Annotated in this window: 11 protein-coding genes; 6 read left to right on the plus strand and 5 right to left on the minus strand. The window is 69.0% G+C overall.

The annotated features are described in order from the left end of the window. Positions 1-37: 37 nt before the first annotated feature. The 4 genes from QZ772_RS24390 (at position 38) to QZ772_RS24405 (ending at position 6506) form a co-directional block, all read left to right on the plus strand. Entirely contained in the window at positions 38-1138 is a 1101-nt protein-coding gene (locus QZ772_RS24390; protein ID WP_295532296.1) for a tartrate dehydrogenase, read from the plus strand. Between the two features lie 112 nt (positions 1139-1250). Continuing rightward, complete coding sequence (locus tag QZ772_RS24395; RefSeq protein WP_295532297.1) at positions 1251-2342, plus strand: patatin-like phospholipase family protein; 1092 nt, start codon at positions 1251-1253, stop codon at positions 2340-2342. A 107-nt stretch (positions 2343-2449) separates the two neighbouring features. After that, positions 2450-4177, plus strand: coding sequence for a SulP family inorganic anion transporter (locus tag QZ772_RS24400; RefSeq protein ID WP_295532300.1), 1728 nt, complete (start codon positions 2450-2452; stop codon positions 4175-4177). A gap of 124 nt (positions 4178-4301) precedes the next feature. Beyond that, positions 4302-6506, plus strand: a complete 2205-nt coding sequence (locus QZ772_RS24405; RefSeq protein WP_295532301.1) for a histidine-type phosphatase — start codon at positions 4302-4304, stop codon at positions 6504-6506. Positions 6507-6563: 57 nt separating this feature from the next. Here the strand turns inward: QZ772_RS24405 and QZ772_RS24410 are convergent, their stop codons facing one another. Then, the gene (locus QZ772_RS24410; protein WP_295532303.1) at positions 6564-7496 is read right to left on the minus strand and encodes an SDR family oxidoreductase; all 933 of its coding nucleotides are present in this window, start codon (positions 7494-7496) and stop codon (positions 6564-6566) included. 83 nt (positions 7497-7579) lie between these two features. Here QZ772_RS24410 and QZ772_RS24415 point away from each other — a divergent pair, with 83 nt between their 5' ends. Then, on the plus strand, positions 7580-8629 hold the full coding sequence (locus tag QZ772_RS24415; RefSeq protein ID WP_295532306.1) for a CDP-6-deoxy-delta-3,4-glucoseen reductase: 1050 nt from the start codon (positions 7580-7582) through the stop codon (positions 8627-8629). A 126-nt stretch (positions 8630-8755) separates the two neighbouring features. Continuing rightward, positions 8756-9736: a tripartite tricarboxylate transporter substrate binding protein gene (locus QZ772_RS24420; protein ID WP_295532309.1), complete on the plus strand. Its 981-nt coding sequence runs from the start codon at positions 8756-8758 to the stop codon at positions 9734-9736. A 146-nt stretch (positions 9737-9882) separates the two neighbouring features. On the opposite strand, the gene QZ772_RS24425 is transcribed toward QZ772_RS24420, so the two are convergent. Genes QZ772_RS24425 through QZ772_RS24440 form a run of 4 tightly spaced genes read right to left on the minus strand, consistent with a single transcriptional unit; the run spans position 9883 to position 13538 of the window. Beyond that, a complete protein-coding gene (locus QZ772_RS24425; RefSeq protein ID WP_017757259.1) occupies positions 9883-10599 on the minus strand; it encodes an ABC transporter ATP-binding protein in 717 nt (238 codons plus the stop codon). A 10-nt stretch (positions 10600-10609) separates the two neighbouring features. After that, positions 10610-11380: an ABC transporter ATP-binding protein gene (locus tag QZ772_RS24430; RefSeq protein WP_017757258.1), complete on the minus strand. Its 771-nt coding sequence runs from the start codon at positions 11378-11380 to the stop codon at positions 10610-10612. A 21-nt stretch (positions 11381-11401) separates the two neighbouring features. After that, on the minus strand, positions 11402-12592 hold the full coding sequence (locus QZ772_RS24435; protein ID WP_295532311.1) for an ABC transporter ATP-binding protein: 1191 nt from the start codon (positions 12590-12592) through the stop codon (positions 11402-11404). Positions 12593-12608: 16 nt separating this feature from the next. Then, positions 12609-13538 (minus strand): branched-chain amino acid ABC transporter permease, encoded by a 930-nt coding sequence (locus tag QZ772_RS24440; protein WP_295532313.1) that lies wholly within the window; start codon positions 13536-13538, stop codon positions 12609-12611. Positions 13539-13563: the final 25 nt, after the last annotated feature.

Raw genomic sequence — 13563 nt, forward strand, 5'->3', positions numbered from 1 at the left:
TGCGCCGTTTCTTTGCTTTTCGTCCCCGGAGACCCACATGTCCGCAGCCACCCCAACCCGCCCCTTCCGCATCGCCATCCTGCCCGGCGATGGCATCGGCAAGGAAGTCATGCCCGAAGGCCTGCGCGCCCTGGACGCCGCCGCCAAGCGCTTCGGCATCGCCATCGAGTACAGCCACTTCGAATGGGCCAGCTGCGACTACTACGCGGCCCACGGAAAGATGATGCCGGACGACTGGAAGGCTCAGCTCCAGGGCATGGACGCCCTGTTCTTCGGCGCCGTGGGCTGGCCGGCCACCGTGCCGGACCATGTGTCGCTGTGGGGCTCGCTGCTGAAGTTCCGCCGCGAGTTCGACCAGTACGTCAACCTGCGCCCGGTGCGCCTGTTCGAGGGCGTGCCCTGTCCGCTGGCCGGCCGCAAGCCGGGCGACATCGACTACTTCGTGGTGCGCGAGAACACAGAGGGCGAGTACACCTCGCTGGGCGGCGTGATGTACGAGGGCACGGAGCGCGAGATGGTGATCCAGGAGTCGGTGTACTCGCGCGTCGGCGCGCAGCGGCTGCTGAAGTTCGCCTTCGAGCTGGCGCAGTCGCGGCCGCGCAAGCACGTCACGCTGGCCACAAAGAGCAACGGCATCGCCATCAGCATGCCCTGGTGGGACAAGCAGGCCGACGAGGTCAAGACGGCCTACCCGGACGTGGCGCTGGACAAGCAGCACATCGACATCCTGTCCGCGCGCTTCGTGCTGCAGCCGGGCCGCTTCGACGTAGTGGCGGCCACCAACCTGTTCGGCGACATCCTGTCCGACCTGGGCCCGGCGACCACCGGCACCATCGGCCTGGCGCCCTCGGGCAACCTGAACCCGGACCGCACCTTCCCCTCGCTGTTCGAGCCGGTGCACGGCTCGGCGCCGGACATCTACGGCAAGAACATCGCCAACCCGATCGCCATGATCTGGTCGGGCGCGATGATGCTGGACTTCCTGGGTCGGGGCGAAGGCTCCTGCCGGCAGGCCCACGACGCCATCCTGGCGGCCATCGAGGCGGTGCTGCGCGAAGGACCGCGCACGCCGGATCTGGGCGGGCAGGCCAGCACGACGGAGCTGGGCGAGGCCGTGGCGCGGCACATCGCGGGCTGACGGTGAGTCCCTCCCCCGCTATTCGGTAGGGCACAGGAAGGAATGCCCAGCGATCCGGCCACGCGCGCGCGGGCCGGGCACTTTTCGCCGCTGTCACACTCCGTCCCTTCCGATGACAGCAGGACTTCCCCCTTCCCTTCCCCGCCGCGCCGGCATCCGCGCGTGGTGGCCCATCGCCGCCCTCGGCCTCGCGGTACTCGCCGGCTGCGACAGCGCGCCCCGCACACCCGCAGCCGCGGCAAGCGCCGCGCCCAGCGCCACAGCCTCTCCCGCACCCGCCGGCAGCGGCGCTCCCGTCCCGATCCGCATCGGCATCGCCCTCGGCGGCGGCGCGGCCAAGGGCTTCGCGCACATCGGCGTGATCAAGATGCTGGAGGCCAACGGCCTCGCACCCGCCGTGGTGGCCGGCACCAGCGCAGGCAGCGTGGTCGGCGCCCTGTATGCCAGCGGCATGAACGCCTTCGAGCTGCAGCAGAAGGCCGTCGCGCTCGACGAGGCCAGCATCCGCGACCTGCAGTTCTCGTCCGGCGGCCTGGTGCTGGGCCAGAAGCTGGAGGACTACGTCAACGCCCAGGTTCACAACAAGCCCCTGGAGCAGTTGGCCAAGCCCTTCGTGGCCGTGGCCACGCGGCTGGAGGACGGCGAGCGCACCGTGTTCGCGCGCGGCAACACCGGGCAGGCGGTGCGCGCGTCCAGCAGCGTGCCGGGCGTGTTCCAGCCGTTGGCCATCGGCAAGTACCACTATGTCGACGGCGGCGTGGTCAGCCCGGTGCCCGTGGACGCGGCGCGACAGTTGGGCGCGGATGTCGTGATCGCGGTCGACATCTCCAGCAAGGCCCGCGGCCGTGCGCCGGGCGACCTGCTGGGCACCGTGGGCCAGTCCATCGCCATCATGGGCCAGAAGCTGGGCCACGCCGAGCTGGCCCGGGCGGACGTGACCATCCGGCCGGCGGTGCTGGACATTGGCGCCGCCGACTTCACCCAGCGGGCCAATGCCATCCTCGAAGGCGAGAAGGCGGCCCTGGCCGCCATGCCCCGCATCAAGGAGCGCGTGGCGCAGTTGCAGGCGCAGCGCGCACAGGCCGCCCAGCAGGCACAGGCCCAAGCGGCGCAGGCCCGGCAGAAGAGCTGCCTGGAACAGCGCTCCAGCTGGCGCAAGCTGGCCGGCGTGGCCGGACTCGACGACAGCTGCACGGCGCCCTGAGCAGCCGCGCGGCGCAGGTGGCGCGGCCGGCACCCGAATGACGCCGATCTGCAGGCCAGTGGGCGGACAATCGCGCGCCACCGTCGCCTGAGCACGGCGCCCGCTTCATGACTGCACCTGCCGATCCCGACCTCCCCGACTCCCTCTCGTCAGCTTCCCAACCCACGGTCCGGGCCCGCGTCCTGAGGCAGTGGCTGCCCTTCCTGAACTGGCCCCGCCCCACGCGCGGTCTGCTGGTCAGCGAGGCGCTGGCGGGCATCACGGTGGCCCTGATGGTGATCCCCCAGGGCGTGGCCTATGCGGCGCTGGCCGGCATGCCGCTGGTCACGGGCATCTATGCGGCCCTGCTGCCGGCGCTGATCGCGGTGCTGTTCAGCTCGTCGGCACGGCTGTCGGTGGGGCCCACCGCGCTGACCAGCCTGCTCGTGGGCGCGACCCTGGCGCCCATGGCCGTGCCGGGCAGCGCCGAATGGGTGTCGCTGGCGGTGTGGCTCACCCTGCTGTCGGGCGCGATGCAGATCCTGCTGGGCGCAGCGCGCTTCGGCTGGCTGCTGCGGCTCGTCAATTCCCCGGTGCTGATGGGCTTCACCCAGGGTGCGGCGGTGCTGATCACGCTGTCGCAACTGCCGGCTCTGCTGGGCTACACCGGCCGCACGCCGCTGCAGGTGGTGCAGGGGCCGCCACCGGACTTCATCGCCATCGGCTTCGGGCTGGGCAGCATGGCGCTGCTGTTCTTCGGCAAGCGCCTGTCGCCGCGCATGCCGACCACCATGCTGCTGGTGGCCGGCACCGCCCTGATCAGTGCGCTGCTGGGCTATGCGCTGGGCGGTGGCGCCGTGGTCGGCCAACTGCCGGGCGGCCTGCCCGACTTCTACCTGCCACAGGCGCTGGGCTGGCACGAACTGGGCACGCTGCTGCTGCCGGCCTTTCTGATCACGCTGGTGAGCTTTCTGGAGACGGCCTCCAGCGCCAAGGTGGACAACGCCCGCGCGGGCAAGCTCTGGAACGAGAACCAGGATCTGATCGGCCAGGGCCTGGCCAAGGTGGCCTCCGGTTTCACCGGCAGCTTTCCGACCAGCTCGTCCTTCTCGCGCTCGGCCATCACGCTGTACGCCGGCGCGCAGACGCAATGGGCCACGCTGTTCAACGTGGCGGTGGTGGCGGTGGCGCTGCTGTGGGCCATGCCGCTGCTCTATCACGTGCCGCAGGCCGTGCTGGCGGCCATCGTGGCGACGGCCACCATCGGGCTGCTCAAGCCGCGTTCCTTCGTGCAGCTGTGGCGCATCTCGCGCATCGAGGCCGGCATCGCCTTCGGCACTTTCGTTCTGACCATCGCGACGGCGCCGTCCATCTACTGGGGCGTGCTGGGCGGACTGCTGGCGGCGCTGTCGCACTACATGTACCGCCACCTGCATCCGCGCATCATCGAGGTGGGACTGCATCCCGACGGCAGCCTGCGCGACCGCCACCTCTGGCAGTTGCCGCCGCTGGCGCCGGACCTCTATGCCTTGCGCATGGATGCGGAGCTGGACTTCGCCTCGGCCAGCACGCTGGAACGCCACATCACCGAGGCGCTCGCCCGGCAGCCAGGTCTGCGCCGCGTGTGCCTGTTCGCGCAGCCGATCAACCGCGTGGACCTGACCGGCGCCGAGGTCTTCGGCAACATCCGTCGGCTGCTGGAAGGCCAGGGCGTGATGCTGCACCTGTCGGGACTGAAGCTGCCCGCGCAGCAGGTGCTGGACCGTGCAGGGCTGCTGACACCAGGGCCGATGTTCGTGCAGTACCGGACGGACGGCGAGGCACTGGCGGCGCTGGCCACGCTCCCACGCCACTGAGCGCCTTGCCCGCGGCTCACGTCCGGCTCGGGCTGAAGACGCCTCGGCCGGCGCACGTCACCGGCATGTCACCGACGCTGCCTAAGGTCGGCTTCCCATCCCGGACGCCACAAGGCACGACAACATGCGTCTCCATCCTCTGGCCGCGGGCGCGGCCTCGACCCTCGCCCTGCTGCTCGCCGCCTGCGGTGGCGGCCACAACGGCGCCGCCCTGCCGGGCAGCGGCAATGGGGCCGCGTCCGCTGCGGCCTCTTCTCCCGGAACCGGAACCGCTGCGGGCACCGGCAACACGGGCAATGCGGCCGCCGGCAGCGTCAGCGGCATGGTTGTCGGCAGCTACTTCCGCAATGCGCGGGTATGCATCGACAGCAACGCCAACCTGCGTTGCGACGCCGGAGAGCCTTCGGCCCGCACAGGTGACGACGGCCGCTTCACGCTGCAAGGCACGGCCGGTGCCCTGGTGGCCGAGATCGGCACCGAAGCCATCGAATTCGATCCGGCAGCGGGGACGGCGCGTCCCGTCACGCAGCGGCTGGTGCTGCGCGCACCCAAAGAAGCACCGGGCGTGGTGTCGGCCTTTTCCACGGCCGTTTCCGCCGAGATGGAAGGTGGCCTGACCTTCCAGGCCGCCGTGACGAAGGTCGCGCTGGCCGCAGGCGTGCCCGCCGCCAAACTGCTGACCGACTTCAATCGCGAGGCCGACGCCACCGACCAGGCGGCGTTGAAGGCCGGTTCCGACGAGACCCTGGCCCGCATCCGCCGCGCACTGATCGACGCGGACAGCAACGCCGACCTGCGCACCACCTTGGCCGCCGCGGCCCTCACCGATCGCTACTACCAGACCAAGGCGCCATACCGTCCCCAGCAGGACGTCAGCACCTACGAGGCGCCCCCGGCCGGCTTCAGCCCAGTCGCGGTGCAACTGGTGGCCCGCCACGGCTCCCGCGGGCTGTCCAGCCTCAAGTACGACCTGGCCGTCTACAACATGTGGGCGAAGGCGCAGGCCGACGGCGCGCTGACGCCATTGGGTCAGCAGTTGGGTGCGGATGTGCTGGCGATCATGAAGGCCAACTTCCTGCTGGGTTATGGCGTGGCCGGCATTTCCACGCCCGGCTATGGCAACGAAACACAGGTAGGCATCCAGGAACACACGCTGCTCGCCAGGCGGATGCTGCAGCGGCAGAGCGCACTCTGGAAGCAGGTGGGCGAGGCGGCCGGCAGCGCGCCGCGCCAGATCGTCACCGTGACCTCGGGCGTGGACCGCGCCGTGGACAGCGGCAATTTCTTCGTGCAGTCGCTCAAGGCCGCGCAGCCCGCGCTGGCCGGCCTGGTCAGCTATCCGCCGGCACCGGCGCCCTACCCCGACACGGGCAGCGCGGTCGCCCAGCCGGCCGGCACCGACCGCTTCCTGCTGTACTTCCACAAGTTGGTGAAGGCCACCGACCTGGTCACCAATACGGCCGACGCGCGCTACGCCACCTACCAGGACAGCCAGGCCTACCAGAAGTACAAGTCCGCCGATGCCGACCTGCTGGCCAAACAGGCGGGCCTGTTCACCAGCAGCGCCGCTCGCGCGGCCGGCCGCACCCTGCTGCTGCGCCTGTTCACACCCGCTTTCGTCGACAAGATCGACAACGGCAGCTACAGCTTCGCCAACACCGGCAGCTACACCTACACCAGCAGCGACGGCAAGTTCAGCAGCACGCTGTCGGGCGATGGCAAGACCACCATCACCACGCCGGGCGACGCCGGCGCGCTGCTGTACGAGCTGTACGTCATCGCCCCTGCCATGAAGGCCGAGGCGGGCGTGGACTTCACCCCCTACATGCCGGTGGAGCAGGCGAAGTTCTTTGCCGAGGCCAACGACACCTCCGACTTCTACGACAAGGGCCCCGGCATCACCGAGAAGGGCGCGGCGACCTACAAGATGGCGCAGATCCTGGTGGACGACCTGTTCAACGAGGTGGATGCCCTCGCACGCGGCGACCTGTCGCATGCGGCCAAGCTGCGCTTCGCGCATGCCGAGATCATGATCCCCTTCGCCTCGCGCATGGGCATGAAGAACGTGCTGCAGCAAGTGCCGGTAGCGCAGACCTACAGCTGGGCGGGCAACCCCTGGCGCGGCGACTACGTCTCGCCCATGGCCGCCAACATGCAGTGGGACGTCTACCGCAACAGCGCCGGTGCGCTGCTGGTGAAGATGCTCTACAACGAGCGCGAGACCGACTTCAAGGCGGACTGCGACGGCGCGCGTGCAGCAGGCACGCAGCACTTCTACGACTGGGAGAAGCTCAAGGCCTGTTACGGGCATGTGGCTGCGCGCGGCTGAGGCACCAGCACCCCGCGCCTCGGCCACCCGCCCGCCGTTCGAGCGCGGACGTGGCGCTCAGCTGGCGAGGCCGGTGTGAACCGTCGGCCACGCCAGCCGCATGCGCAACTCCTTCTTGAGCCGGCGGTTGTGCAGTCGCCGCGATTCGGCCATGAAGCTCATCTGCATGGGCGACAGCCGCGCGGCCGCTTCGGCGCGCGACAGCCGGGGTGGCCGCGGCAGGCCATAGAGGTCGGCCGCCAGGTCGAAATACTCGCCCATGCGCAACTGGGTGTCGTCGCTCGCGTGGTAGACGCGCTGCGGCCGGCCCCGGAAGAGCGCGGCGATGCAGGCACGCGCCAGATCCTCGGCATGGATGTGGTTGGTGTACACGTCGTCCTCCTCTCGCAGTGCCGGCGTGCCGCGCAAAAGGCGCTCGCGCGGTGTTCCGGAGGGCCGGTCGGGCGCGTAGATGCCCGGGATGCGCAGGATGCTGGCCCGCAGGCCGCGGCGTCCGGCCTCACGGACGGCGCGCTCCGCATCGACGCGCCGGCGACCGCGCGCAGTGGCAGGAGCCACCGCGCGGGTCTCGGTGATCCATTCGCCGCCGCAGTCGCCATAGACGCCGGTGGTGGAGCCGTAGACCAGCATCTCGGGGGCCGCCACGGCCCCGCGGCTTGCCAGTGCCTGCAGCAAGGCGCGGGTGCGGGTGTCGCGGTCGTCACCTGCACCCGACTCGCGCGGCGGCGGCGCCAGATGAAGCACGCGCGGGGCCAGGCCCGCCAGACGACGCAGCGTGGCGGGCCGGTCCAGGTCGCCCACCAGCGGCACGGCACCGGCCGCGCGCAGCGCTGGCACGCGAGCTGGCGAGGATGTGAGCACCATCACCCGCAGCCGCCCGCCGAGCTGGCGCAGCACCCGCTGGCCGACGTCGCCGCAGCCCACGACGAGCAGGCGCGCACGGCGGAAGCGCGCGGGCAGCGCACCGAGAGGAAGATGGTTTGAAGGCAAAATCGAAGGCTTTCCGCAGTCCTGACCCCCGGCGCCCGCCCTCTGCGGAGCCCGCGCCGACAACCCCCGAAGAATACCCACCCATGTCCGACACCGTGTTCTCCGTGAGCGTGGAGCCCAGTGGCCGCCGCTTCGCCGCCGAGGCCGGCGAATCCATCCTCTCCGCCGGCATCCGCCAGGGCATCGGCCTGCCCTACGGCTGCAAGGACGGCGCCTGCGGCTCCTGCAAGTGCAAAAAGCTCTCCGGCGAAGTGACGATGGAGGCCTACCAGTCCAAGGCCCTCAGCGCCGAGGAGGCCGCCGCCGGCTACATCCTCACCTGCCGCGCCCATGCCACCAGCGATGTGGTGCTCGAATCGCGCCAAGTGGTCGATGCCGACGCCTTCCCCATCCGCAAGATGCCCGTGCGCGTGCAGACGCTGGTGCGCCTGTCGCACGACGTGATGCAACTGCGCCTGCAGTTGCCCGCCGGCGAGCCGATGAAGTTCCATGCCGGCCAGTACGTCGAGTTCCTGCTGCGCGACGGCGCGCGCCGCAGCTACTCCATGGCCAATGCGCCGCACACGCTGGCCGAGCCGGGCACCGGCATCGAGCTGCACATCCGCCACATGCCCGGCGGCAAGTTCACCGACCACGTGTTCGGCGCGATGAAGGAGAAGGAGATCCTGCGCGTCGAAGGCCCCTACGGCAGCTTCTTCCTGCGCGAGGACAGCACCAAGCCCATCGTCCTACTGGCTTCCGGCACCGGCTTCGCGCCCATCAAGGCGCTGATCGAGCACATGAAGTTCAAGCGCATCGATCGGCCCGCCACGCTGTACTGGGGCGGTCGCCGTCCGCAGGACCTGTACATGGATGGCTGGATCCGCGAGCAGCTGGCCGAGATGCCGCAGCTGCACTATGTGCCGGTGGTGAGCAATGCCGTGCCCGAGGACAACTGGACCGGCCGCACCGGCTTCGTCCACCAGGCGGTGCTGGAAGACACGCCCGATCTGTCGGGCCATCAGGTCTATGCCTGCGGCGCGCCGGTGGTGGTGCAGTCGGCGCAGCGCGACTACGTGGCCCAGGGCGGGCTGCCCGAAGAGGAATTCTTCGCCGACGCCTTCACCTCCGAGGCCGACAAGGCGGCGCCCTGAGCGGCCCCTGGGCAGGGCGCGGCACCGCGCGCCACGGCGCCCTGAACTGAACCCAGCCTCCGCGCACGAGGCACACCGCGCCGCGCGCCCGCCTCAAACATCCACAACGAGCCAAGAGACAAGACCATGAGCCATCCCATCACCCGCCGTCCCGTGCTTTCCCTGCTGGCCGCCAGTGCCGCCCTGCCCTTCGTGGCACGCGCCGACAACCGGCCGATCCGGCTAATGGTGCCGTACGCTGCCGGCGGCCCCATCGACGTCACGGCCCGCGCCCTGGCCGAACGCGCCAAGGATGCCTTGGGCGGCCCGATCATCATCGACAACAAGCCGGGTGCCGGCGGCAACATCGGCGCCGACATGGTGGCCAAGGCGCAGCCGGATGGCCTGACCATCGGCATCGCCGCCACGGCGACCAACGCAGTCAACCCCTGGCTCTACAGCCGCATGCCGTACAACGCGGCCACCGACTTCGCGCCCATCACGCAGATGGTGCGCGTGCCCAACGTCCTGGTGATGAACGCCGACACCGCGCAGCGCCTGAAGATCAACAGCCTGAAGGACCTGATCGCCTATGCCAAGGCCAACCCCGCCAAGCTGAACTACGGCAGCGGCGGCAACGGCAGCGCCGGTCATCTGGCGGGCGAGATGTTCAAGAAGGCGGCCGGCATCTTCGCGGTGCACATCCCCTACAACGGCGGCAACCCCGCGCAGCTGGCGCTGCTGAGCGGCCAGGTCGACTTCAACTTCGACAACCTGGCCACCGCCGCGCCCAACATCCGTGGCGGCAAGCTCAAGGCCCTGGCCGTGACCACGCTGCAGCGCAGCCCCTTTCTGCCCGACGTTCCGCCGGTGGCGGACACGCTCAAGGGCTTTTCCATCGACACCTGGTGGGGACTGGTGGCACCGACCGGCACGCCGCGCGATGTGCTGGAGCGGCTGAACCGTGTCTTCGTCGATGCGCTGAACGCGCCGGAGACCAAGAGCCGCTTCGCCGCCCTCTTCGCCGAGCCGGTGCCCACCACGCCCGAACAATTCGGCGCCTTCATGAAGAGCGAACTGGCGAAGTACGAGCAGGTGGTGAAGGCCACCGGCGCGAAGGTGGACTGACAAGGTGTGAGCGCCCGCCGGCGCCGCGCGCTGCTGCGGTGCGGGCTTCGACAGCGACAACGCAGCCAACAGAAACGGGCCGGCGAAAGCACGGCCCGTTCTGTTTCAGGCTCGGCCGCATGCCCACAGGGCTGTGGCCGCCCGGCTCACTCGCCCAGGTAGGCGGCGCGCACCTTCGGATCGTTCAGCATGACCTTGGCATCGCCGTTCATGGTGATCAGGCCCGACTCCATCACGTAGCCGCGGTCGGCGATCTGCAGCGCGCGGCTGGCGTTCTGCTCCACCAGCAACACCGTCACGCCCTGGTCGTACACCTGCTTGACCACCTCGAAGATCTTGTCGCACATGATGGGCGACAGGCCCATGGTGGGCTCGTCCAGCAGCAGCACCTTGGGCCGCGCCATCAGCGCACGGCCCATCGCCAGCATCTGCTGCTCGCCGCCGGACATGGTGCCCGCCAGCTGCGTGGCGCGCTCCTTCAGCCGTGGGAATGTGGTGAAGACGCGGTCGATGTCCTGCGCGATGCCGGCCTTGTCGTTGCGCGTGTAGGCGCCGATCTGCAGGTTCTCGGTGATCGTCATGCGCGTGAACACGCCGCGGCCTTCCGGCACCATCACCAGGCCTTCCTTGACCAGGTCCCAGGCGCCACGGCCCTTGATGGACTTGCCCATGAACTCGATCTCGCCGGCCAGCGCCGGCAGCGTGCCGGTGATGGCCTTCATGGTGGTGGTCTTGCCGGCGCCGTTGGAGCCGATCAGCGACACCAGCTCGCCCTCGCGCACCTCGAAGTCCACACCCTTGACGGCCTGGATGCCGCCGTATGCGACCTTCAGGCCGCTCACTTTCAACAGAGTCTGTGCCATGCGCGGCCTTTCAGTGTCCACCGGTGCCGAGGTAGGCCTCGATCACCTTCTCGTTCTTCTGCACCTCGGCCGGCGTGCCTTCGGCGATCTGCTTGCCGTAGTCGAGCACCGTGACGCGGTCGCACAGGCCCATGATCAGCTTCACGTCGTGCTCGATGATGAGCACGGTGCGGTTGTCCTTGCGGATGCGGTCGATGAGCTCTCGCAGTTGCACCTTCTCGGTGGCGTTCATGCCGGCGGCGGGTTCGTCCAGCGCGATGAGTTGCGGATCGGTCGCCAGGGCGCGGGCGATCTCGAGCCGGCGCTGGTCGCCGTAGCTCAGCGTGCGGGCCTTGAAGTCGGCGTACTTGCCCACGCCCACATAGTCGAGCAGTTCGCGCGCGCGATCGGCGATGGCACGCTCCTCGGCCTTGAAGCCCGAGGTGCGGAAGATGGCGCCGAACACGCCCGAATGCGTGCGCACATGGCGGCCGACCATCACGTTCTCCAGCGCCGTCATCTCGGCAAAGAGGCGGATGTTCTGGAAGGTGCGTGCGATACCGGCCTTGGCCACCTCGTGCACGGCCGTCGGCTGGTAGGGCTTGCCGGCCAGCTCGAAGCTGCCGCTGTCCGGCGTGTACAGCCCGGTGATGACGTTGAAGAAGGTGGTCTTGCCCGCGCCGTTGGGGCCGATCAGTCCGTAGACCTGGCCGCGCTCGATGCGGATGCCCACGTCCGACAGGGCCTGAAGCCCGCCGAAGCGCTTGGAGATGCCCTTCACGTGAAGGATGGTGTCTGCCATGAGAGTGGTCCTTCCTTCGACTCAGGGGTTGATGGACATGGGCCGGTTGGCGCCGCCTGGCACCTCTTCGGCCGGGGTGTCGATGCCGGGCGTGACGGCCTGAGTCGAGCCGGCGATCGGATCGGGAGCACGCGGCGTGGTCTTGAGCGACTTTCCATGCTCCGGCGACGGCCACAGCCCGCGAGGACGCACGAGCATGATCACGATCATGGCCAGCGCGATGAAGAGCTGGCGCAGGATGGAGGCATCGAGGCGGCCGTCCGTCATCGCCTGCAGCGGGCCCGCCACGTAGCGCAGCACCTCGGGCAGCGCCGCCAGCAACACCGCGCCCAGGATCACGCCAGGCAGGTGGCCGATGCCGCCGAGCACCACCATCGAGACGATCATCACCGACTCCATCAGGCTGAAGGACTCGGGCGAAACGAAGCCCTGGAAGGCGGCGAACATGGCACCCGACACGCCGCCGAAGCTCGCGCCCATGCCGAAGGCCAGCAGCTTCATGTTGCGGGTGTTGATGCCCATGGCCTTGGCGGCGATCTCGTCCTCGCGGATCGCCATCCAGCCGCGGCCCACGCGCGAGTTCTGCAGGCGGTGCGACAGGATGACGGTGAAGATCACCAGGATCAGGAACAGGTAGTAGTACAGCGACACCGAAGAGATGGTGTAGTCGCCGATCTTCAGCGGCCGGCCCAGGTTCAGGCCGAAGATCCTGATCGGATCGATGCTGCTGATGCCCTTGGGCCCATTGGTGATGTTGTAGGGATGGTCCAGCGTGTTCATGAACACGCGGATGATTTCGCCGAAGCCCAGGGTCACGATGGCCAGGTAGTCGCCGCGCAGCTTGAGCGTGGGCGCACCGAGCAGCGCGCCGAAGATGCCCGCCAGCACCAGCGCCGCCGGAATCACCAGGATCAGCGAGGTGTGGAATCCGTTCGGGAACATCGCCTGCAGCGCCGGGAAGGAGTCGGTCAGCTGCGTGGAGCCGAGCAGCGCGTACAGGTATGCACCGATGGCGAAGAAGGCGACGTAGCCCAGGTCCAGCAGGCCGGCATAGCCGACCACGATGTTCAGGCCGAGCGCCAGCATCACGTAGAGCAGCGCGATGTCGACGATGCGCACCCAGGCATTGCCCTGGGTCTGCAGCAGCAGCGGCAGCGCCAGCAGCGCGACGGCGGCAATCAGGAAGACGACGAGGTTCTTGGAATTCTTCATGGAGCCTCCTTGGCCGTCAGGCCCGGTCCGCCACGCGCTCGCCGAGCAGGCCGGACGGCCGCACGGTCAGCGTGATGATGAGGATGATGAAGGCGAAGATGTCGCTGTGCTGGCTGCCCAGCACCCCGCCGGTGACGTCGGACAGGTAGCCCGCGCCCACGGCCTCGATCACGCCCAGCAGCAGGCCGCCCACCACGGCGCCCGCCAGGTTGCCGATGCCGCCGAACACGGCCGCGGTGAAGGCCTTCAGGCCGGGGATGAAGCCCATGGCGTGTTGCGCGATGCCGTAGTTGGAGGCGTACATAACGCCTGCGATGGCCGCCAGCACGGCGCCGATGATGAAGGTGGCCGAGATGACGGTGTCGGGCCGGATGCCCATGAGCGCGGCCACCCGCGGGTTCTCGGCCGTGGCGCGCATGGCGCGGCCGAGGCGCGTGTAGTTGACCAGCCAGGTCAGCACCGCCAGCGAGATGGCGGTGACCACCAGGATCATGATCTGCGTCGGCGAGATGGCCGCACCCGCGATGTGCACCGACTCGCTGGGCAGCAGCGTCGGGTAGGCCTTGTTGGTGGGGCGCCAGATGATCATGGCCAGCGTCTGCAGCAGGATCGACATGCCGATGGCCGTGATCAGCGGGGCCAGCTTGGGACTGTTGCGCAGGGGCCGGTAGGCGACCTTCTCGATCGTGAAGTTGAGCGTGGCGGCCACGACGCAGGCAATCAGCGTGGCCAGGATCAGGATGATCCAGCCGGGGGTGCCCGGCATCGCCGACTGCATCCAGCCGATGATGGTCCAGCTGGTCAGAGCGCCGACCATGAGGACCTCGCCGTGGGCGAAATTGATGAGGTTGATGATGCCGTACACCATGGTGTAGCCGAGGGCTATCAGGGCGTACATGCTGCCGAGAACCAGACCGTTGATGATCTGTTGCAGCAATATTTCCATAAAGAGAGGTCCCTTTTGTTATGCG

Source organism: uncultured Pseudacidovorax sp., from assembly GCF_913773995.1.
In the GTDB taxonomy this organism is placed as follows: Bacteria; Pseudomonadota; Gammaproteobacteria; order Burkholderiales; family Burkholderiaceae_C; genus Xenophilus.